Annotated in this window: 21 protein-coding genes; 4 read left to right on the forward strand and 17 right to left on the reverse strand. The window is 38.7% G+C overall.

Annotated elements, in window-relative coordinates:
• Positions 1-18: 18 nt before the first annotated feature.
• From aroD to ACPF64_RS14635, 13 genes are all read right to left on the reverse strand, one after another.
• A complete protein-coding gene (gene aroD, locus ACPF64_RS14575) occupies positions 19-846 on the reverse strand; it encodes a type I 3-dehydroquinate dehydratase (RefSeq protein WP_080758406.1) in 828 nt (275 codons plus the stop codon).
• Positions 847-915: 69 nt separating this feature from the next.
• On the reverse strand, positions 916-1,545 hold the full coding sequence (pcaG, locus tag ACPF64_RS14580) for a protocatechuate 3,4-dioxygenase subunit alpha (protein WP_003652024.1): 630 nt from the start codon (positions 1,543-1,545) through the stop codon (positions 916-918).
• A gap of 14 nt (positions 1,546-1,559) precedes the next feature.
• Positions 1,560-2,285, reverse strand: a complete 726-nt coding sequence (gene pcaH, locus ACPF64_RS14585; protein WP_003652026.1) for a protocatechuate 3,4-dioxygenase subunit beta — start codon at positions 2,283-2,285, stop codon at positions 1,560-1,562.
• Between the two features lie 10 nt (positions 2,286-2,295).
• Entirely contained in the window at positions 2,296-2,709 is a 414-nt protein-coding gene (pcaC, locus tag ACPF64_RS14590) for a 4-carboxymuconolactone decarboxylase (protein WP_005040148.1), read from the reverse strand.
• A 15-nt stretch (positions 2,710-2,724) separates the two neighbouring features.
• Positions 2,725-4,080 (reverse strand): MFS transporter, encoded by a 1,356-nt coding sequence (locus tag ACPF64_RS14595; RefSeq protein WP_005040146.1) that lies wholly within the window; start codon positions 4,078-4,080, stop codon positions 2,725-2,727.
• 42 nt (positions 4,081-4,122) lie between these two features.
• Positions 4,123-4,908, reverse strand: a complete 786-nt coding sequence (gene pcaD / locus ACPF64_RS14600) for a 3-oxoadipate enol-lactonase (protein ID WP_231763170.1) — start codon at positions 4,906-4,908, stop codon at positions 4,123-4,125.
• On the reverse strand, positions 4,905-6,263 hold the full coding sequence (gene pcaB, locus ACPF64_RS14605; protein WP_426454158.1) for a 3-carboxy-cis,cis-muconate cycloisomerase: 1,359 nt from the start codon (positions 6,261-6,263) through the stop codon (positions 4,905-4,907). Before pcaB ends, pcaD begins: the two co-directional genes overlap by 4 nt.
• Before the next feature lie 2 nt (positions 6,264-6,265).
• Complete coding sequence (pcaF, locus tag ACPF64_RS14610) at positions 6,266-7,474, reverse strand: 3-oxoadipyl-CoA thiolase (RefSeq protein ID WP_426454160.1); 1,209 nt, start codon at positions 7,472-7,474, stop codon at positions 6,266-6,268.
• Between the two features lie 11 nt (positions 7,475-7,485).
• Complete coding sequence (locus tag ACPF64_RS14615; protein ID WP_231765091.1) at positions 7,486-8,139, reverse strand: 3-oxoacid CoA-transferase subunit B; 654 nt, start codon at positions 8,137-8,139, stop codon at positions 7,486-7,488.
• An 18-nt stretch (positions 8,140-8,157) separates the two neighbouring features.
• Positions 8,158-8,829: a 3-oxoacid CoA-transferase subunit A gene (locus tag ACPF64_RS14620; protein ID WP_045431259.1), complete on the reverse strand. Its 672-nt coding sequence runs from the start codon at positions 8,827-8,829 to the stop codon at positions 8,158-8,160.
• A 343-nt stretch (positions 8,830-9,172) separates the two neighbouring features.
• Positions 9,173-9,889, reverse strand: a complete 717-nt coding sequence (ispD, locus tag ACPF64_RS14625) for a 2-C-methyl-D-erythritol 4-phosphate cytidylyltransferase (protein ID WP_416658020.1) — start codon at positions 9,887-9,889, stop codon at positions 9,173-9,175.
• Positions 9,855-10,244 (reverse strand): cell division protein FtsB, encoded by a 390-nt coding sequence (gene ftsB / locus ACPF64_RS14630; protein WP_004643028.1) that lies wholly within the window; start codon positions 10,242-10,244, stop codon positions 9,855-9,857. The genes ispD and ftsB overlap by 35 nt, the downstream gene beginning before the upstream one ends.
• A 317-nt stretch (positions 10,245-10,561) precedes the next feature.
• A complete protein-coding gene (locus ACPF64_RS14635; protein ID WP_426454164.1) occupies positions 10,562-12,757 on the reverse strand; it encodes a TonB-dependent siderophore receptor in 2,196 nt (731 codons plus the stop codon).
• 428 nt (positions 12,758-13,185) lie between these two features.
• Between ACPF64_RS14635 and ACPF64_RS14640 the strand changes: the two genes are divergently transcribed.
• The gene (locus ACPF64_RS14640) at positions 13,186-13,866 is read left to right on the forward strand and encodes a hypothetical protein (protein ID WP_426454166.1); all 681 of its coding nucleotides are present in this window, start codon (positions 13,186-13,188) and stop codon (positions 13,864-13,866) included.
• Positions 13,867-14,078: 212 nt separating this feature from the next.
• Here ACPF64_RS14640 and ACPF64_RS14645 read toward each other — a convergent pair whose 3' ends face one another.
• Positions 14,079-14,456 carry a hypothetical protein gene (locus ACPF64_RS14645; RefSeq protein WP_045431246.1) on the reverse strand — a complete coding sequence of 126 codons (378 nt, stop codon included), beginning with the start codon at positions 14,454-14,456 and terminating at the stop codon, positions 14,079-14,081.
• A gap of 367 nt (positions 14,457-14,823) precedes the next feature.
• On the opposite strand from ACPF64_RS14645, the gene ACPF64_RS14650 reads away from it, so the two are divergent.
• Positions 14,824-15,501, forward strand: coding sequence for a DUF421 domain-containing protein (locus ACPF64_RS14650; protein WP_281830624.1), 678 nt, complete (start codon positions 14,824-14,826; stop codon positions 15,499-15,501).
• 215 nt (positions 15,502-15,716) lie between these two features.
• Here ACPF64_RS14650 and eno read toward each other — a convergent pair whose 3' ends face one another.
• From eno to ACPF64_RS14665, 3 genes are all read right to left on the reverse strand, one after another.
• Positions 15,717-17,006, reverse strand: a complete 1,290-nt coding sequence (gene eno, locus ACPF64_RS14655) for a phosphopyruvate hydratase (protein WP_017392264.1) — start codon at positions 17,004-17,006, stop codon at positions 15,717-15,719.
• Positions 17,007-17,067: 61 nt separating this feature from the next.
• Entirely contained in the window at positions 17,068-17,925 is an 858-nt protein-coding gene (kdsA, locus tag ACPF64_RS14660; RefSeq protein WP_003652054.1) for a 3-deoxy-8-phosphooctulonate synthase, read from the reverse strand.
• Positions 17,926-17,955: 30 nt separating this feature from the next.
• On the reverse strand, positions 17,956-19,593 hold the full coding sequence (locus ACPF64_RS14665; RefSeq protein ID WP_004643040.1) for a CTP synthase: 1,638 nt from the start codon (positions 19,591-19,593) through the stop codon (positions 17,956-17,958).
• Between the two features lie 223 nt (positions 19,594-19,816).
• On the opposite strand from ACPF64_RS14665, the gene ACPF64_RS14670 reads away from it, so the two are divergent.
• The gene (locus tag ACPF64_RS14670) at positions 19,817-20,278 is read left to right on the forward strand and encodes an internalin (protein ID WP_426454170.1); all 462 of its coding nucleotides are present in this window, start codon (positions 19,817-19,819) and stop codon (positions 20,276-20,278) included.
• 244 nt (positions 20,279-20,522) lie between these two features.
• Entirely contained in the window at positions 20,523-21,368 is an 846-nt protein-coding gene (locus tag ACPF64_RS14675) for a metal-dependent hydrolase (RefSeq protein ID WP_426454172.1), read from the forward strand.
• Positions 21,369-21,425: the final 57 nt, after the last annotated feature.

The raw sequence follows: 21,425 nt of genomic DNA on the forward strand, positions 1-21,425 counted from the left end.
TCATCATGTCCTTATGATTTATGGGTTTGTTGGTTGAACGGTTTTTAAAATCTGTTTGAGCTTGGTCACATCAATTTGCCCTGGTGCAGAAGCCTCACCAATCATGCCAAAGCTATAACTTCCCCCCATATTGGCTGTCGCAACACGAGAGATCGTCCCTAACTGCCCCATTGACATGGTCAATAAAGGTTTAGTGGTTTGCTGACTCACTTTTAAAGTCGCGTTCATTAGAGTGAAAACGTCTTGTTTAGATTTTGGCATTACTGCAATTTTGAGAACATCTGCGCCCATCTGATCTTGTTTTAACAAGCGTTTTTCAATTTCATCTTGGCTTGGTGTTTTCTGGAAGTCGTGATTAGACATCACAACCAACACTTTCTTTTGATGTGCTTTTTGAACAATTTCTGAAACTACTTTTTGATCACGGAACATTTCAACGTCTAACCAGTCCATGAACGGATTTTTTAAATAAGCCTGATAGGTCTTACCATAATCCACATCACTAATTTCAAGTTGACCACCTTCGTTTTTAGTACGAATTGTGGCAATCATTGGCTTATTGCCTAAAATCTTTTTCAATTCATGACCTAACGCAATGACTTGTTTTGTATCACTAGCAAAACTGAGTAAATCAATACGAAACTCTGCCAAATCAGCATCTGCCGTATTTGCAATAACTTGAGCTTGCGCTAAAGCTTGTTCTTTTGTTTTTGCTGTAATCGGAACAATCGTTTTAACAGCTGTAGTAGCAGCCTGAGTCTGGGTAGCCAAAGCGACAGGTTCAGCATTCACCTGTGCTGTAAAAAATGGGAGTGCAAGCAAACTTAAGCTTAATAATGTTTTCATGTTCATATCATTCATCCTTAAAAAGGCTACACGCATCCATAGACGAGCATGTGTAGCCTTGGGTGTTTCTTAAATATCAAAAAATACAGTTTCGTCATCGCCTTGAATACGAATATCAAAGCGGTAAACAACTTCACCGTTTTCTTCAAAACGCTTTGCAATAAGTGTTTGACGACGTGGTGCCCATTCAATGCTATTTAAAATCGGGTCATTGGCATTTGCTTCTGCTTCATCTTCAAAATAAACACGCGTATTAAGACCTAAATTAATACCACGAGCGAAAATCACTAAAGCAATATGAGGTGCCTGAGTTGAACCTTTACGCCCTGCTGTAGCGCCCGGTTTAATTGTATTGAAACTCCAGATACCCGTTTCAAAGTCTGCACCAGTACGGCCCCAACCTTGAAAAGCTGGGTCAGCTTTTTGCTCACGTGTATCAGCCTGACTTGGGTAAATACCATTTGCATCGGCCTGCCAAATTTCGATAAGCACATCGCGTAGAGGTAAACCCAACCCGTCAAACACTTGCCCTTCAAGACGGATACGCTGGCCTTGGGTCTGGTCTTGTACAAGCTGGTTATTGAAGTTGTTTTCAAAAACTTCGATATTTGCTTGTTGTGGTAACAAACCAATGTGAACGTAAGGACCACCCGTTTGAGATGCTGTTTCTTTTAATTCCTGAAAATTCCAGTTATTCATGCTAAGGCTCCTGATTAAGTCAATTCGTTTTCGAAGTAAGTCGCTCGACGTCCACGTAAAGTGATGTCAAAACGGTAACAACGGCTATCAGCTTCGATAAAGTTGTTTTTATCTTCTAGTGCAATTAGTGCACGACGTTGATCTTCAGAAGGAATGGTTTTTAAAATCGGACATGAGTCGATTAACGTATCACCTTCAAAATAAAACTGTGAAATTAGGCGCTGAGCCCAACCATCAGCAATTAAAGAGAAATGAATATGAGCCGGACGCCATTCATTAATACGGTTACGCCATGGGTACGGACCCGGTTTAATGGTACGGAAAATATAAAAACCATTTTCATCAGTTAATGTACGACCACAACCACCAAAGTTAGGGTCCATGGCGCCAATAAATTTATCATTTGGATGGCGATAACGACCAGAAGCATTGGCTTGCCATACTTCTAAAAGCGCATTTTTTACAGGACGACCAAACTGATCACGAACATAGCCATGAACAATGACACGCTCACCAATTGGCAAACCATCTTTGGCATAGTTCAAAATCAAATCGTTATCTTTTGGGCCAAACAGATTTGAAGAAAAATGCGGTGCAGTGACTTCAGTTAAAGTCTCGTTAATAGAGATCAATGCATTTTTTGGCGAACGTAATACACTTGTTTTATAACCTGGCGTATACGCTGGTGGATGATCATCTGTATTACGTTGGGCGTAAGCACCCCAGCTATGTTGTGACATCTTTATCTCCTTAATCCTGTTCTTTCGCTGCAACTGGGCTTACTTCTATCCCCAATTCTTTAAAGACTTCTTCAGCCATATGCATTGCAGCATTTGCAGCAGGTAAACCTGCATAGAGTGAGCTATGTAAGATCAACTCTTTTAAATCTTCTTTGGTTACACCATTGTTGAAGCAAGCACGTAAATGCATGCGTAGTTCATCTTCACGACCAAGCGCCAATAAAATTGCGATAGTCACTAAACTACGTGTGTGACGTGGTAAGCCTGGACGAGACCACACCTCACCCCATGCGTAACGGCTAATAAAATTTTGAAAATCTTGGTTAAAGTCATTTAAGTTCTGCAAAGACCGACCAACATGTTTTTCACCTAAAACTTCAGTCCGCACTTCAATGCCTTGTTTATAGCGTTCTTCATCATTCATTGTGATAGACCTCCATTAAGTTGCATCGGTATGCGCAACAAGTGATTTAACAAATACAGCAACAGCCGCAGCAGTCGCTGGAATCAGTAATAAACTGAGAATGGCAGTAAACGACCAATCATTACCGAGTAATACGGCACCAATCCAAGCACCAAATACTGCACCGAAACGTCCAATACCTGTCATCCAAGACACACCCGTTGCACGGCATTGGGTTGGATAGAAACGTGCACTTAAAGCTGGCATTGAAGATTGCGCACCGTTAATCGCGATACCAGCACAAAGCACCAATACAGCAAGTAAAGTTGAATTTCCTAAGCTTTGACCCACAGCAATCGCAAATAGACCTGCGGCAAAGTAGAAAATAGCAATCACTCGGTTCGGGTTGAATTTGTCCATCGCCCAACCAATGAATAATGCACTCACCACACCACCGAACTGGAACAATCCACCGATAAATGCAGCACGCTCCATTGAAGCACCTGTTTCACGCATGAGTGTTGGTAACCAGCTTGTAAGCAAGTAAACAACAACCAATCCCATGAAATAGGTCAACCAAAGCAAAAGTGTTCCTTTCGCATATGGTTTAGAAAACATAATTCCAAAAACATTTTTCTTTTGAGCCGTTTCAGTTTTCTCTTCTGGAACATAAAAAGTGCTTACGTCTTTAACTTGAGTTGGCGCAATATGATTTAAAATTTTGCGTACTTTCTCTGGGTCTTTACCTTTAACAATTAAAAAACGGTAAGACTCAGGTAAAACGAAAATCACTAAAATCATTAAGATCAGAGGTGACCAGCCACCTAGCAAAAATAGACTGTGCCAACCGTAAGTCGGAATGAGCCAGCTACTAATAAAGCCACCTGTTGCCATACCTAAGTTGTAGCCACAGAACATACATGTCACCAGTAGTGAACGAATGCGTGTTGGACAGTATTCAGAAAATAATGTGGTGGCATTTGGCATAGCTGCACCCAGCCCAATACCTGTCAAAAAGCGCAATACAACAAGGCTATCCAGATTTGTGGCATAGGCAGATGCCAAGGTAAAACCACCAAAAATCAGCATTGATACTGCCAAAACGATTTTGCGACCAAAACGGTCAGCTGTCGGGCCAGAAACCAAAGCTCCAATAATCATTCCACCAAGTGCAGCACTCATCACTGGGCCTAACTGAGAACGGTCAACGCCCCAGTCCTGAGCCAAAGCTGGAGCGATAAAACCCATTGCAGCAGTATCGATACCATCAGTAAAAATAATTAAGAAACAGATGATTGCAATCATCCATTGATACTTACTGAGTGGAGCATCATTAATCAGTGCTTGAGCATCGATACTTTTGTTTGGTGCAGCGTAATCCTGAGACGCCATATTTGCCTCCTTAAGGCCAATTCCTTTTAAATCACTAAGCTATTAGATTTGCTGAATAAACCTAGTCAATTCCTGAGTAAATCTTTGTGGTTGTTCAATATTAGAAAGATGAGATGCTTCCAATTTAGCAATTTCGCTGTTCTTAATAGCATTCTGCATAAACTCAGCATCTGCTACTGTAGTTACCGGATCATATGTCCCTGCAACCAGCAATACCGGAATCTGGATTTGTGCAATTTCATCTCTTAAATCAGCATGTGCTAAAGCACGACATGCATTGGCATAACCTTGTGCGGGTGTGTTTGCGAGACTTTGAATTGTCGTTTGTGCAACCACATTATGTTGATAGTCGAATTTTTCACTAAACCAGCGGGTATGCGTGGTTTTAACCAATTCAGCTAAACCATTTTGTTCTACAGATTCTGCACGACTCAACCAAGCATCAGCCTGTCCAATTTTAGCTGCCGAGTTCGCTACAGTAATGCTGTGAAAGCGCTCTGGATAATGAATACCTAACCAAAGCCCTGTAATTCCACCCATTGAAATGCCACAAAAATGAGCTTTTTCAATATTTAAGGCATCTAAAATATCAACAACATCTTCTGCTAAGTTTTGCAATGTGGTGTCGCTAATTACATCACTTTCACCATGGCCACGTGTATCATATGTAATGACATTAAAATGACTTTTAAGCTCATCTACTTGTGGCTGCCACATTCCATGATCTGTTCCTAACGAGTTAGATAACACAAGTGCTGGAGCATCTTTTAATCCATCGGTATATACAGCGAGCTGTTTACCTTGTCGATTGGTTATAAGCTGTTTCACTTTATGTCTCCTCCTTGTGCTTCTTGCAGAACAGCATCAATTTGAGCTTGAATGTTGCCCAAATAGTTTTCTGCTTTAAATATTTCCAAAATTTCTGTTTGACTAAAATGTTCTTTTACTTCATCTAACTGACTAACCACCTCAGATAAATGCTGCTTTTGAGCCACGGCTGTTTTACAAGCTGCTTCAACAACATGATGTGCATTTAAACGTCCAATTCTTGGAGCCAGTGCCATCATCACAGCTTCGGCCATAATCAACCCGTTGGTACAATCAAGGTTCTGCTGCATATGCTCAACATTAACTTCGAAACCTTGTAAAACTTCACCAGTACGAGTTAATGCTCCAGCACAAAGCTGAAAAATTTCAGGGATTGCTAACCATTCTGCATGCCATGCGCCTAAACTACGCTCATGTTCCTGCACCATACTTTGATAGATGCTAGACATAAGTGCTGGTACACGATTCGCTGCTGCAAGTACTGAAGCTGCTGCCACTGGATTACGCTTATGAGGCATGGTCGATGAACCACCACGACCTTTTGCAGTTGGCTCAAACAATTCAGCAATTTCTGTTTGCATCATGAGTGACCAATCACGAGCCATCTTGCCTGTGTTACCAACAATCATGCCGAGCACACTTGCGATTTCTACAATACGGTCACGCTCACCATGCCATGTGCTTGTGGGTACAGTCAGATTCAACTGCTTAGCAAATGCATTTACCACAAGTGAACCTTGATCTTGCAAAGAAGCTAATGAACCCACAGCACCACCTAACTGAGCAGTGAGTACACGTGGTTTGATTGCTTGTATACGATCCAAATCACGTTTAAATGCAGAAGCCCAACGTGCAAGCTTATGTCCTAAAGTAATTGGCAAAGCTTGCTGTAACCATGTACGCCCAATCATGACCTGATGGCGATATTGCTTAGCTTGTTGTAATGCAGTGGTGTAGCACTGTTGAAGTTGTGCTTCCACAATGTTTAACGCATCGCGGCATTGCAAAATACAAGCTGTGTCTAAAATATCCTGACTTGTTGCGCCCCAATGCACATAACGTGAAGCATCTTCATCTACATCTTTAACAATTGCTGTAAGTTGCTTTACAAATGGAATTGCGATATTTCCTGCTAAGCCAGTTGCTACAGCCAACGCTGGAAAATCAAACTTTTCTATTGCCTGCTCAGCTACTTGGGCAATGGTATGAGCCGCATTTTGAGGAATCACGCCAACTTTTGCCTGTGCTTGAGCTAACGCAACTTCAACCTGAATCATATATGTGATTAAAGATGAGTCACTAAAGATGTCAGTGACGTCTTTTTGATAAAACAAGCTGGCATATAACTGGCTCATGATTAGACTCTCTCAATAATCAAAGCGATACCTTGGCCTACACCAATACACATTGAACATAAGGCATAACGTCCGCCTGTTTGCTCAAGCTGGTTTAAGGCTGTGGTCACTAGGCGTGCGCCTGACGCACCTAACGGATGACCCAAAGCAATTGCTCCCCCGTTTGGATTGACCTTGTCAGAATCATCAGGTAAGCCTAAATCACGAGTCACTGCCAAAGCCTGTGCAGCAAAAGCTTCATTCAGCTCAATCACATCCATCTGCTCTAAAGTTAGGTTGGCTTGTTTAAGTAGTTTTTTAATGGCTGGTGCAGGAGCAAAACCCATAATGCGCGGTTCCACACCCACTGCTGTTGAAGCAATGATCTTGGCACGCGGTTTTAGGTTATAAGCTTGAACTGCCTCATCAGAAGCAATAAGCAATGCGGCTGCACCATCGTTAATGCCCGAAGCATTACCCGCAGTCACACTACCATCTGCTTTAACAACTGGTTTAAGCTTGCTTAAACCTTCAAGGGTTGAAGCACGTGGTTGTTCATCGGTATCAATCACAACAGCATCACCTTTACGCTGAGGGATTTCAACTGCCACGATTTCTTTAGAAAAAAAGCCTTTGGCTTGCGCGCTTGCGGTGCGTTGTTGGCTCGCCAAGGCAAACTGGTCCTGATCTGCACGATTTACGTTGAACTGTTCAGCGACGTTCTCGGCAGTCTGGGGCATGGTGTCTACACCATACAATTCTTTAAGTTTAGGGTTAATGAAACGCCAGCCCATGGTGGTGTCTTCAATCTTCTGGCTACGACCAAAAGCACTATCTGACTTACCCATCACATAGGGTGCACGGCTCATACTTTCTACACCACCTGCAATCACCAAGCTTGCTTCACCCGCCTTAATGGCACGGGCAGCAATAGCAATGGCATCGAGTGAAGAACCGCATAAACGGTTAATGGTATTTGCTGGTACTTGATACGGTAAACCTGCAAGCAGTGCTGACATGCGGCCAACATTGCGGTTATCTTCACCGGCTTGGTTAGCACAGCCATAGATCACATCATCGACCTGTTCCCAATCTACATTCGGGTTACGCTGCATGAGTGCTTTAATCGGCACAGCGCCAAGGTTATCGGTACGAACAGGAGCAAGGCCACCGGCATAACGACCGAATGGAGTACGGATGGCATCGATGATATAAGCGTTTTTTAATGTCATTTCCTACTTCCTTACCCTTGTGTCGCATCAATCAAAGTGGCACCAGTCAAAGCCTGTAACTCTTCAAAGCTAAGACCTTCTACTTTCTCAATCACTTTCAAACCATCTTTGGTCACATCAATCACACACAGGTCGGTGTAAATACGATCCACACAGTGCTTACCCGTAACCGGATAAGTGAGCTCAGCCACAATCTTCGGCTCACCTTGCTTGGTCACATGATCTGTGGTGATAAATACTTTTTTAGCACCAACCGCTAAATCCATTGCGCCACCAACGGCAGGAATCGCATTTGGCGCACCAGTGTGCCAGTTCGCCAAGTCACCATTGGCTGCAACCTGAAAGGCACCAAGCACAGCAATATCAAGGTGACCACCACGCATCATGGCAAATGAGTCGCCATGATGGAAAAAGCTGCCACCTTCAAGCATGGTCACAAATTCTTTACCCGCATTGATCAGTTCAGGGTCTTCTTCACCTTCCGCTGGTGGTGGACCAAATGCCAATAGGCCATTTTCAGAATGAAGGAAAATATCTTTGTCGTTAGGTAAATAGCTCGCAATCTTGGTTGGCAAGCCAATACCTAGATTCACATATGCACCATCTGGAATGTCCTGTGCCACACGTTTTGCAATCTGGTCACGGCTGAGTTTTTGGTAGCTCATGTTATTTCTCCTTATTGCTTATTGTGCGGGCTGTACTTGTACAACGTGCTGTACAAAAATACCTGGGGTGATGATGTGCTCTGGATCTAATCCACCTAGCTCAACCACCTCAGAGACTTGAACAATGGTGACATCCGCGGCCATGGCCATGATCGGGCCAAAGTTACGTGCAGATTTACGGTAAACCAGATTGCCCCAGCGGTCGCCCTTGTAGGCTTTAATCAAGGCAAAGTCAGCCTTGATTGGATATTCGAGTACGTAATCTTTACCATCGATCTGGCGGGTTTCTTTGCCTTCCGCTAAAAGTGTTCCAAAGCCTGTTGGGGTAAACACAGCCCCAAGTCCCATACCAGCTGCCTGAATACGGCAAGCCAGATTACCTTGTGGTACCACTTCAAGCTCTACTTTTCCAGCACGATACAGTTCATCAAACACATAAGAGTCTGACTGACGTGGGAAAGAACAAATCACTTTTTTAACTGAACCGGCTTTGAGCAGTTTAGCCAGACCGTAATCGCCATTACCGGCATTGTTGCTGACAATGGTTAGGCCTTTAACACCGAGTTCAATAAGACCGTCAATGAGTTCAGCGGGTTGTCCTGCGGTACCAAAACCACCAATCAGGATGGTGGCACCATCTTTAATCTGCGATAGAACCTCGCTAAGTGAGGACTTACTTTTGTCAATCATTAGACAACTCCATTGTGCTCATTGAAGAAGAGATAGGTAAGAGAGTTAGGCACACTGAGGCGAGAAGAATAGATAAATATTTCACTCAATCCCGAGTGTTTCCCTTAGATTTCCCTTTTAAACATTCTTGATAATTTTTATAATTTGATCTAGTTATCCCACTATGGTTTTGTTCGGTATAAGTGAATTTTGTTCGATGATCGAACATTATCTAAGATAGTTGTATAATCCGAATAAATCGTAAAACTTATAAATGTAAAAGAATATGAGTTGTTATAAATAGATATGTAGAAAAAATTGCTTAGACGATTTAATCATCCAAGCAATTTAAAAAATAATAGAATTAAGATTGAGATTGGAGAATCAAACGCGCAAGTTCTAAATCATCGGGATAGGTAATTTTTATATTATCAGAACGCCCCATCACGACCCGTACAGTTTCACCCATATATTCAAGTGCACTTGCTTCATCTGTAATAGTGACGTTATTTTCTAAAGCATGTTCAATTGCTTTTTTGAGTTTACCAATTTTAGTAATTTGAGGGGTTTGAGCTTGCCATAATGAGTCTCGGCTTACTGTTTTATCAATATGATCGCCTGTCTTAACTTGCTTTAAAGTATCACGAACAGGAATTGCTAAAATAGCACTATCATTTGATTCAATTGCCTTTGCCACAAGTGCATTTAAACAATCAATTGTTACACAAGGTCGAGCTGCATCATGTACAAGGACCCAATCATTTTCATCGGCAAAATTTAAAAGATGATTTAATGCATTTAATACTGAATGAACTCGCTCAGCTCCACCAGTGCAAAAATGCGCCTTATCTATATTTTGAAATGCAAGAGTCTGAGCAAAGGTATCTTGTGTACCAATAGCCAAAACATAACCATTTAACGGAAGTTGACTTATACGCCGAATAGTGTGTTCTAAAACAGTTCTATCCTGAATATATTGATACTGCTTCAATTCAGTTTTAGAAAATCGACTTCCTGATCCTGCAGCAGGTATAACTGCCCATAATTTAGTCTGGGATATCTGGGGATGCAGGTGTCTCATTCGTTTCCAAATCAACTTTAGCGTTCGGGTCAATATAAATAGGCTTGTAATGGGTACTGATTGTACTCATTTGAACAAATGTCTCGTGAGGTTTAACCAAACCAAGATCAAGGCGAGCATGTTCTTCTATTGCTTCTGTACCATTTTTCAGGTCAAAAACCTCTGCTGCCAAAATACGGTTTCGTTCTTTAAGCTCTTCATTTACCTCAGCTTGTTGCTGAATTTGTTGCATGAGAGCTTGATGAGGGATATAGCCACCCTCACCTAACCAAAATTGATATTGCAGTATAGCTACTAAAACAATAACAAGTAGCAATATCAGTTTGCTTGAAGTGGATCGAAATACTTCTAACATATCATTAAGATTTTTAATTAAAAACTTTCGTTAAGAGTTTGTATTGTATAGTAATTAACAAACAACATGCGCAATTCCTGCAAAAATTTAAGCAAAATTATTAATGGGCATATTACTTTAATTGACCATTGTGACATGTTTCATTTTGTCAAAAATGAATGAAATTTGAAAGGGAAATAATATTTATAAGTACAATTGCTTATAAATCAATCTATGCACCTAAACACCAGTCTAACTATGATGAAAGTATGCTGAGTAAATATAGAAAAGCCCTCATTAAAGGGCTCTTATAAATCGACTGCTTATGAGAGTCTAAATCAGAAATTATAACGAACACTCAACGTTGCATTTCGTGGTGTTCCCCAATTCATTGAGTTAGCACCAATACCCTCATAATATTTCTCATCAAAAATATTATCGATATTAAATTGAAGTTTGATATTTTTATCTACTTGATAGCCAAGCATCGCACTTGCTAAAACATAAGCATCCTGCTCAATACGGGAGCTTCCGCTACCTGTATAGTATTTACTCTTATAATTTAAGCCAAGTCCTGCACTCCATTGATCAAGTTTGTACTTAACAAATAGATTCGAGGTTGTTCGAGAATTTGTCGTATTAACCTTTGTGCCTTTTGCATCTTTTGCTTCAAAATTAGCAATACCAAAGTTAATACCCCAGTTGTCGTTAATCTCGCCATCAGCTTCAAACTCAAAACCTTTACTTTCAACCCCATCCACAGCTTGATAGGCCTGCTCTGTAGTTTGTATACCATTGCGAATAATGAACCTGTCAGGTATGAGTTCAGCAAAATTAGACTGCTCGATCCGGAATACTGATAATGCTGTATTTAAACGCCCTCCAAACCATTCACTCTTTAAGCCAGCCTCATAACTCTTACCTGTAATCGGATCTATATATTGATCATTTATATCTTTACGTTCTTGAGGTTTAAAAATTTCTGTATAACTCGCATAGACAGAATGATCTTGGGCAAAATCATAAATAGCCCCAACATATGGTGCTAATTCATTATTAAATTCACGGTTACCTTTATCATTTTCAGATTTATATTCCCAGTTAGATAAACGTGCCCCAGCAATAACTTTTAAAGGATCAAGAATTTGAAATTTTCCGGCAACATAAGCAGCAGTTTGTGTAGTTTCATTGAGTGCATTTTTACCATTTAATACTACTGGTTGAAGCAACTCTTGAGCCATATCATTATAGTTAAGTGGTCCACCTAAATATTTTTCAATGTCTTGGTCTGTGTTAGATCCACCAAAAATATCCTTTGTTTTCTCATTCTTATTCCAAGATCCACCAATAATGATTTCTTGTGGGCGATTAAAAAGCGTAAATGGCGCATTGATAAAAACATCAATATTATTTTCTTCATTTGCAGCTTTTGCACCATATACAGAAACATAATCAGGTTTATTCTTCTGATTATCATTTGGATTTTCTAATGGACTTGTATTGGTTGCCTTGTCTACTTTTCCAGCTGTATACAACAACATAGAAGCTGTATCTTCTTTACGGAAGGTATAAGCAATATTTAAATTAACGTCATTAAATAAATTCTGCTTTAAGTTCGCAAATACTGCCGTTGTATTTACATCCCAATAAGTCCAAGGTGCACTTACAGTTAAGTTCCTAGAAAAATTGGTCCGAGTCCCATCAGTATAAAAAGCCGGTGTCCCGCCCCAGCGAATACCATCACGATGTAACTCTTGATAAGTAGCACCAAGTGACATGCTTGTTTTGTCACTCAAGTCATAATCAACTGCACCATAAAATACATTCCGTTCTTTCTCATAGAAATCCATAAATGATTTTTCATCAGAATGCTTCACAAACATACGGCCACGCAATGATCCATCTGCATTAAGCGGTGTGGAAACATCTGCCGAGCTATTCCAAGAATTCCATGAGCCTAAAGATGTGCTGACATTACCAGCGAGTTCTTTTGAGTTTGCATGTTTTCGAATCATGTTCAGTGCCATCGATGGGTTTCCAGCACCTGTGGTTAGGCCATTGGCACCCTTTACTACTTCGATACGATCATAAATATCTAAATCTAAATCACCAGTGCCTAAGTTTGTAGTACTAGGTATTCCATCAATTAAGTAATAATCCACCTCAAAACCACGTGCATAAACTCTTTGACGCTCATCAGTACGTGAGGTTGAAACACCCGTAATATTATTCATTAAATCTTGAAAGGAATCGATTTTTCGATCATCTAAATATTCACGGGTTAAAACTTTGACCGATTGAGGAGTTTCACGAAGAGATAAATTTAGTTTTGTAGAAGTATTTGAACTTTTTGCTGTATAGCTGCCCGAGCCTTCAGTAACAGCCGGATTTTCTTGTTCTGCTTGTACTTTTATCGTTGCTAAAGTGGCTGTTTCGGTTGGTTGTTCTGCATAAACAAATGAAGGTACCGTTAAAGCCATAGAAAGTACTAAAGGGTGAACTTTAAATGCTTTTCTAAAGGGCTGATTGTACATAAGAAAATTCCATAATAACTAATGTGCTGAACCATATTTTTAGCCTTCCACTACCTTGTTCCTTGTTACACAGTAGTAAAAGTTCGGCACAAAAATTAACACGAATGATAATTGTTATCAACTTTAAGTTAATAATTATTCTTATTTGTTTAATATGATTTACTAATCAATATTGCATAAATCACAGAATCGCTATCCACACATCAAAATTTGGATGTCTAACGGATTGAATACTCATCTTGTTGAGTCATGGTGCTGCAGCCATGGGCTTTATATTATTGATTCAAAAATATATAAACCAATTTTCAAATTCAAATTGACTATGGAACTGCTCAAGAACATGAGAAATAAAAAACTACACAGTATTTTCTTTTATATTTTATTATTCTTCATAAATCTCATAAAAGAGAATAAAGGTATAAACTGTAGTGCATAAAATTTTAGCATTTTCTTTAGCAAGCTTAGGTTTAAGTGCCTGTAATAATCCTACTGATGATAGACCTTCAAAAATACTTAATATGGAGAGTAATCAGACACAACATACATCAGCCACCCCTTATATATTTGAATATAATGATATTGTGTACACACTAAAAGCTGGACAAGATCCAGATACTGCCCATTTAAAATTTAAAAACTTATTAAAAAAAATTCCCTCTAGCGATAATAATTTAGATATTTTAAAAACCAAACGCAAGGTACTTATTCACTTAGGTTGCCTTAAAGGAGCATATATAGTTACCGAAAAAATTCTAAATAAAACAGATAGTTCACAACTACAAGAGATGCAATGCATTTTCTTAAGAAAAATGAAAAAAGATGCTCATGAAATAAAAGAATGTTATGAAAAAACGGCCCATAGCTATTTAAACGAAATAAATTTAATTCCGAAGGCAGCTGTACGATATCAATATGTATTGTGGGGACATTATGCAGCAATGTTCCATGCCGGCCATATAGAATATAGAGATAAACTTCAAGAAATTATTGATTATCACAACATTGAAGATCACAAAAAAACATATCAACAAATGTATGAAAATATACTGAATGCCAGTGCTTTTCAAAAACGTTTAGATGCCATTCCGTATAGCCCGAATTGTCAGTAAAGTATATTAATGGATGTTTAAGCCACCATGCTCCTCAAAATTTTGGCGCTCGTAATAGAACCTAAATAATTTAGATCAAAAATAAAACAGCATAAGCAAAATCTTCTGTATCATTCGTAGCTAAATAAATTTTTCACAATTAACTCTAAACAAAGAAAAACTTTCTAATAAATTTTATATTTCTAAATATAAAATTTATGGAGACTAAATAATTAATCATCATAGATAAGATCATTTTCATCCACATTGATATAATCTGGCTGGGGATCTTTATCAAATTGTACAGCACATATTTTATCCTTACCTAAAATTTTTGCTTTCCCCACCCTATGCATACCATCCATTATTCTACCCTGTGAACATATTATTATTGGATAAGACAAATCTGCTTCTTGAATTAGTAGCATATGATTAATAATATCTTGAGTAGTAGGATGAGAATCTGGATACCAATATGGTTCATTTAATTCTTTTATTTCTGAAAGTAAAATTTCTTTTACTTTAAAATCTCTAGTTAACTCTACTAAATTATCCACATCCCAAATATAAGTATCATTTTCAATTTTTCTAAAATGATATTGCTTTCTCATGATATAAAATTCCTCATAGAATCCAAAAAATATTAAAACATATCATATATCTATTAATATTAGATATTGGAAGAATAAAGTGCCGTAATTCCTAGCCAATAAAGAAAAAGACATTTAAAACTAAAATTCTAATAAATATACTTTCATCCTATTTGACAACGTCAACAATCATTCTGTCTTGCTATTTATCTACAATTAAAACCCACGCTATATGTTTATTCTAATACATAGTTTGAAAATGAAATTTATACAGAATCACAGAGAGTTCGAATTTTTAACCAATAACTACTTAAAAAGTATATTTTTTCTATTTTTAATTTGCTAAGAATTTTATAAAGACTTCATCCACCTATTAAAAGGAGAAAAAATGGATTTTTTTAATATTTTCATAGGTGACACCACATGGACCTTTATTTTGGAAATTTTGGTTCGATGCTTCCTCATGTTTATCATTATTATTAGTTTTTTAAGACTATCAGGTAAGCGTGGTGTTCGCCAACTTTCTCTTTTTGAACTCGCAATTATTTTATGTTTAGGCTCGGCTGCTGGTGATCCAATGTTTACCAAGGACTTACCTATTGCCCATGCTTTTATCGTATTTATCGTTATTCTTTTTCTCTATCGCCTAGTAACTTGGGCCATGGTGAAGCATAAGAAAATTGAAGATCTATTAGAAGGAAAAGCACTTTGCGTGGTCAAAGATGGACTTTTAGTCTACAAAGACTTCCAGAAACAATCATATTCACATGATGAGTTTTTCTCAGAGATGCGCCAACAAAATGTTGAACATTTAGGTCAAGTGAGAACCGCTTTACTGGAGTCCGACGGTATCCTTAGCTTACTGTACTATGAAGATGAAGAAGTAAAATGGGGACTTCCCCTATTCCCTGATGCTTATTGCAAAGCTGACGTACTTAAAATCGATAGCTTTTATTCATGTATGAAATGCGGTGAAACTAAAATTCTAAATACACTCGATCAAGAGTGTTCTCGTTGCAAACACCATAGTTGGGCTAAGTCTTTAAAAACCCGTCGCCTAGGATAGTAAAAAAATTGAGTATTATAAATGTCTGACATGAAGTTTTTGAAAATGCTGTAGTTACCTGTTTTTTGCATTTTTTGAGGTGTAATAAAAGAATCACTAGAAAATGAAAAAGTAACTCATCTTTTAAGCATTAAAAAAGGTGCTATTTCCTATTAAAAATAGAGAAATAGCGCCTTAAAATGTTAAAAAACTAATTTTAACTTTTTATTTAAAGATTAGTTTAAACCTTTAAACTCAGCTTTACCGCGGTAAGCAGCTTTAGTCAACTCTTCAATACGAAGTAATTGGTTGTACTTAGAAACACGGTCAGAACGGCAAAGTGAACCAGTCTTAATTTGACCAGCCGCTGTACCTACTGCTAAGTCAGCAATAGTTGAATCTTCAGTTTCGCCAGAACGGTGAGAAATTACAGTTGTATAACCATTTTCTTTAGCAAGGTAAATTGCATCTAGAGTTTCAGTCAACGTACCAATTTGGTTGTATTTGATTAAGATAGAGTTACCTACTTTCTCATTAATACCACGTTGTAAAATCTTAGGGTTTGTAACGAACAGGTCATCACCAACCAATTGGATTTTGTCACCAAGGATAGATGTCAAGTAAGACCAACCTTCCCAATCTGATTCATCTAAACCATCTTCAATTGAGATAATTGGATATTGGTTTACAAGGCCTGCTAAATAGTCAGAGAACTGGTTGCTTGTGAATGCTTTATTGCCTTCACCCGCAAGAACATATTGACCATTTTTGTAGAATTCTGAAGATGCACAGTCAAGCGCCAACATAATATCAGAACCGGCTTTGTAACCAGTTTGACCAATAGCTTCAAGAATAACTGTGATTGCTTCTTCGTTTGAACGCAAGTTTGGTGCAAAACCACCTTCATCACCCACAGCAGTATTTAAACCTTTTTTGTTTAAAACTGATTTTAGAGAGTGGAAGATTTCAGCACCTGCACGTAATGCTTCAGCAAATGAAGTAAAGCCTACAGGCTCAATCATAAACTCTTGAATATCAACGTTGTTGTCTGCATGCGAACCACCATTGATGATGTTCATCATTGGTACAGGCATAGTCAAAATCGTTTGACCACGTAAGTCAGCGATGTATTGGAAAAGAGGAATTTTCTTTTCATCAGCAGCAGCGCGTGCAGCAGCTAATGACACAGCCAAAGTTGCATTTGCACCCAACTTTTCTTTGTTTTCAGTACCATCAAGTTCGATCATCGTATTATCGATGTCTTTTTGTTCAAATACTGATTTGCCCACTAAAGCATCACGGATAATCGTGTTTACGTTGTTAACCGCAGTTTTAACACCTTTACCTAAGTAACGTGATTTATCACCGTCACGTAGTTCTAAAGCTTCACGAGAACCAGTTGAAGCACCAGATGGTGCACATGCACGACCAACAACCCCAGATTCTAAAATTACGTCTGCTTCGATGGTTGGGTTACCACGAGAGTCCAAAATTTCACGTGCACGGATGTCAACGATTTGGCTCATGAACAATTCCTCTGTTGAATGAATATGAGCTGCGATTAAAGCAGCGTAAATGAGTAAAAACTCAATGGGTGTCTAACTTTTTGAATCCTTTAACCAAAGTATCCAATTCTTTTATTTGTGCCAAGAATGGCTCAAGCTGCGACATGCGTAATGCACAAGGTCCATCGCATTTTGCATGTTCTGGGTCTGGGTGACCTTCCAAGAACAGCCCTGCCAAACCTGTTGCCATTCCAGCGCGTGCTAAAGTTGTAATTTGAGCACGACGACCACCTGCCGAGTCAGCACGACCGCCAGGAGTTTGCAACGCATGTGTTACATCGAAGAAAACAGGAACATTCATTTCTTTCATGATGTCAAAGCCAAGCATGTCTACAACAAGATTGTTATAGCCAAATGCTGAACCACGTTCACAAAGAATAAGTTTATCGTTTCCTGCTTCTAAACATTTATTCAGGATATGACGCATTTCATGAGGTGCCAAAAACTGAGCTTTCTTAATGTTAATAATAGCTTGTGTTTTTGCCATCGCTTCAACAAGATCAGTTTGGCGACTTAAGAAAGCCGGTAACTGAATAATATCGGCTACTTCTGCAACTGCTTCAGCTTGGTGTGGCTCATGAACATCGGTAATGATAGGCACATTAAAATGTTTTTTAATATCGCCTAACCATTCAATACCTTTTTCAAGTCCAGGACCGCGGAACGAATGCAGACTAGAACGATTTGCTTTATCGAAACTCGCTTTAAATACATAAGGAATATCTAAGCGTTTGCAAATATCAACATAAGTTTCTGCAATTTCGAAAGCTAAATCTTTTGATTCAAGTACGTTCATTCCGCCAAATAATACAAATGGCAAATGATTTGCCATTTGTATATCGCCTAAACGTACAACTTCTTGTGGTTTTAATTGTGACATTTAAACTTTCCCAGTTTATTTAAAATCGCATTATTTACTTTTTTGATGCTGTGTTTTCGCAGCGTCAATAAAACTAGCAAATAATGGATGTCCATCACGTGGTGAACTTGTAAATTCCGGGTGGAATTGTACAGCAATAAACCAAGGATGTTCAGGAATTTCTACTGTTTCAACCAAATGTTGTGCCGAAGAATAGCCTGAAATCTTCATACCAGCTTGTTCAATCGACTCAATGAAACGGTTATTCATTTCATAACGGTGACGATGACGTTCAGTGATTTCTGCTTTACCGTAGACTTCACGTGTTTTTGTGCCTTCAACCAATTCAGATTTTTGTGCACCTAAACGCATAGTTCCACCTAAGTCAGACTCTACGCTGCGTTGTTGTAACTCGCCGCGTTCATCTAACCATTCGGTAATCAAACCAATCAATGGATACTTTGTAGAACGGTTAAACTCTGTAGAAGATGCTTCTGGCATAGCTGCAACATGACGTGCATATTCAATTACAGCCAATTGCATACCCAAACAAATGCCCAAGAATGGAATTTTGTTTTCACGTGCATATTGAATAGCTTTCATTTTGCCTTCAGTACCACGCTCACCAAAGCCACCTGGGACTAAGATTGCGTCAGCTGTTTGCAAAATAGAAACGTCTTGGCTTTCAAGTTCTTCAGCATTGACATAGTCAATCTGTACTTTCACACGATTTTTGATGCCTGCATGTAACAATGCTTCATTCACAGATTTATAAGCATCTGGTAATTCAACATATTTACCAACCATAGCTACACGTAAAGTGTATTCTGGGTTAAGTAATGCTTCGACTACATTGTCCCAATCTTCTAGATTTGCTTCTGGAAGATCATTAAACCCAAAACGTTCACAAATGAGGTCATCAACGTTTTGTTCATAAAATGTACGTGGAATTTGATAAATCGTTTTCGCATCTTTACATACCACAACGGCACGCGCTTCCACGTTAGTGAACAATGCAATTTTACGTTTAGTATCAACATCTACATCATATTCAGTACGGCAGATTAAGATATCTGGCTGAATACCAATTGAAAGTAATTCTTTCACTGAATGTTGAGTTGGTTTGGTTTTTAACTCAGCCGCAGATTTGATATATGGCAACAAAGTTAAATGCATCAGCATGGTACGTTTATGACCAAGCTCAACCATTAACTGACGGACTGATTCCATAAATGGAAGTGATTCAATATCACCAACCGTACCACCAATCTCAACAATTGCAACGTCGTAACCTTCACCTGCGCGAAGTACACGTTCTTTAATGTTGTCTGTAATGTGTGGAATAACTTGAACCGTACCACCTAAGTAGTCACCACGACGTTCTTTATTTAGAACATCTTGATATACACGGCCACTGGTAAAGTTATTCAGTTTGGTCATTTTCGCACGACGTAAGAAACGTTCGTAATAACCCAAGTCTAGATCAGTTTCGGCACCATCCTCTGTGACAAAAACTTCACCATGTTGGAAAGGGCTCATTGTCCCCGGATCGACATTAATGTAAGGATCCATTTTAACCATTGTGACTTTTAAGCCACGGGCTTCCAAAAGTGCAGCAACTGAAGCAGCAGAAATACCTTTACCTAGCGATGAAACCACACCACCAGTAACAAAAATAAAATGGGTCATTAAGTTTCTCGTACAATCAAGCCGAAATCGGCCTACAATGTTGGGCAATTTTACTTTACTCTGCCCCTATAAAGCAAAGTCAAACCGCATCAATTCAAAGATCATTAAACAACTGGTTATTCTATCAGCATTTTTAATAAAAAATTAGGTCCATCTCACATGATTTTTTCATTCTCTTTTGCTGTTATAATGCCAGCTCCTCAATTAAATGTTGTTTAGGACAATGGCAAATAAAAAACTTTTAATCTGTGCTGCAATTGCAGCTGGACTATTGTTAACCGCATGTGTCAAAAAAGAAACACCAGAAGAAGAGCAAGAAAAGGTTGAAACTGCTGTTTCAGAACCTAAGCCTGCTGAACCTGCAAAATTTGAGTCTTTAGAAAGCGTTAAAACTGAAGAAGCTCAAACGCAGGAACCAACGCAAGTTGAAGTTCATCACGAAGAAACAGCGAATACCACAACTGAAATTCGCCGTGAAACTCGTCCTGCCCAATCTGATCAAAGTTCACAAACAACAGCTTCTGAGCAACCGAAACCAAAACCGGAACCTAAGCCTGAGCCAAAACCAGAGCCTAAGCCTGAGAAAGTTCAATCAAAACCAGCCAAACCAGCTGAGCCATCTCAAACTGAAGATGATGCTGTTGCCGCTGCGATTGCTGCTGCTACACCAGCGCTTAAAAACTAAGTTCCCGTATGAATATGCCCAAATTGAACAGTTGATTTGGGCTTTTTAAATATTATTAAAATTATCAATTCAATAATCAGTTCTACCTTTCTCTTTCTAATTTGTCTTTAAAGTTTTCCTAGATATCAATTTAGGACAATCTACTTATTCCCCCTGAAAAAGCATTGACGTTACTCACGCTGAGATGTAGCTTTTTAACAAGTTCCTTTTTGGAACCTTAATTAAAAGAAGATTGGAGCTTAAAATGACTACTGTATCAAATCGCGTACCCGCCTCATTTCCAGTCCGTCGTATGGACTATAATTTTGAAAATACACCTCGTTACTGGTGTAATAATGAACCCTCTCTTACCCATTATTTTACAGGCTTATCTACATTGTTCCCTGAGGGTGAATCATATTTTGTTCGTTCAGTTCGAGCGTTACGTGCCAAAGCAAAATCAAATGAAATGCTAGATCGCGAAATTAGTGCTTTTATTGGTCAAGAAGCAATGCATTCTAAAGAGCATCATGCTTTTCATGTAAGTGCACAACAACATGGTTTAGATCCAGAATCTTTAGAAAAAGCAACTGGTATCGTTTTAAAAAGTATTGAAAAAGTTTTTAGTAAAAAATGGAATTTGCTCGTAACAGTTGGCTTAGAACACTATACCGCGGTACTTGTAGTGAGCATGATGCAATCTGTTAATGAACTGATGACAGACTCAACGATCCGTAATTTATGGTTATGGCACAGCATTGAAGAAACCGAACATAAAGCTGTCGCCTTTGATCTTTATGAACACTTATATGGAAGTGGGCTGAGCGCCTATCTCCCTCGCATTACTGTCTTTACTTTAAGTCTATTTTTAATTACAGGCTTCTCAACAATTTATCAATTCGTTCTTATGAAACGAGATCGCCAACTTCTAAACTTTAACTCTTGGCGTAATTTCTTTAGTTTTGCTAATAAACAATATAGAGCATTAATCCCTAAATTTTTTGAGTATTATCGCTTTAATTTCCACCCTAACCAAACAGATGAAAAAGACCTCGTTGCTAGTACCAAAATCAAAATTGGATTGAAAGATCCAAAATTGCTTTTATCTTGAGCTGATAAAATCATAAAGCCCATTCAATAGATGGGCTTTATTTAATTTATTACAGCA

The sequence above is a fragment of the Acinetobacter sp. KB005 genome (assembly GCF_049949095.1).
Classification (GTDB): domain Bacteria; phylum Pseudomonadota; class Gammaproteobacteria; order Pseudomonadales; family Moraxellaceae; genus Acinetobacter; species Acinetobacter calcoaceticus.

What these genes read in the sequence shown, in the direction of transcription:
- kdsA (WP_003652054.1), bottom strand. Translation starts at nt 17,925, where the DNA reads ATGTCACAATTAAAACCACAAGAAGTTGTACGTTTAGGCGATATACAA.
- ftsB (WP_004643028.1), bottom strand. Translation starts at nt 10,244, where the DNA reads ATGTTAGAAGTATTTCGATCCACTTCAAGCAAACTGATATTGCTACTT.
- ACPF64_RS14665 (WP_004643040.1), bottom strand. Translation starts at nt 19,593, where the DNA reads ATGACCCATTTTATTTTTGTTACTGGTGGTGTGGTTTCATCGCTAGGT.
- pcaF (WP_426454160.1), bottom strand. Translation starts at nt 7,474, where the DNA reads ATGACATTAAAAAACGCTTATATCATCGATGCCATCCGTACTCCATTC.
- pcaB (WP_426454158.1), bottom strand. Translation starts at nt 6,263, where the DNA reads ATGAGCCAGTTATATGCCAGCTTGTTTTATCAAAAAGACGTCACTGAC.
- pcaC (WP_005040148.1), bottom strand. Translation starts at nt 2,709, where the DNA reads ATGAATGATGAAGAACGCTATAAACAAGGCATTGAAGTGCGGACTGAA.
- ACPF64_RS14675 (WP_426454172.1), top strand. Translation starts at nt 20,523, where the DNA reads ATGACTACTGTATCAAATCGCGTACCCGCCTCATTTCCAGTCCGTCGT.
- eno (WP_017392264.1), bottom strand. Translation starts at nt 17,006, where the DNA reads ATGAGCCAAATCGTTGACATCCGTGCACGTGAAATTTTGGACTCTCGT.
- ACPF64_RS14645 (WP_045431246.1), bottom strand. Translation starts at nt 14,456, where the DNA reads ATGAGAAAGCAATATCATTTTAGAAAAATTGAAAATGATACTTATATT.
- ACPF64_RS14670 (WP_426454170.1), top strand. Translation starts at nt 19,817, where the DNA reads ATGGCAAATAAAAAACTTTTAATCTGTGCTGCAATTGCAGCTGGACTA.
- ACPF64_RS14650 (WP_281830624.1), top strand. Translation starts at nt 14,824, where the DNA reads ATGGATTTTTTTAATATTTTCATAGGTGACACCACATGGACCTTTATT.
- pcaG (WP_003652024.1), bottom strand. Translation starts at nt 1,545, where the DNA reads ATGAATAACTGGAATTTTCAGGAATTAAAAGAAACAGCATCTCAAACG.
- ACPF64_RS14595 (WP_005040146.1), bottom strand. Translation starts at nt 4,080, where the DNA reads ATGGCGTCTCAGGATTACGCTGCACCAAACAAAAGTATCGATGCTCAA.
- ispD (WP_416658020.1), bottom strand. Translation starts at nt 9,889, where the DNA reads ATGAGACACCTGCATCCCCAGATATCCCAGACTAAATTATGGGCAGTT.
- ACPF64_RS14615 (WP_231765091.1), bottom strand. Translation starts at nt 8,139, where the DNA reads ATGAGCTACCAAAAACTCAGCCGTGACCAGATTGCAAAACGTGTGGCA.
- ACPF64_RS14635 (WP_426454164.1), bottom strand. Translation starts at nt 12,757, where the DNA reads ATGTACAATCAGCCCTTTAGAAAAGCATTTAAAGTTCACCCTTTAGTA.
- aroD (WP_080758406.1), bottom strand. Translation starts at nt 846, where the DNA reads ATGAAAACATTATTAAGCTTAAGTTTGCTTGCACTCCCATTTTTTACA.
- ACPF64_RS14620 (WP_045431259.1), bottom strand. Translation starts at nt 8,829, where the DNA reads ATGATTGACAAAAGTAAGTCCTCACTTAGCGAGGTTCTATCGCAGATT.
- pcaH (WP_003652026.1), bottom strand. Translation starts at nt 2,285, where the DNA reads ATGTCACAACATAGCTGGGGTGCTTACGCCCAACGTAATACAGATGAT.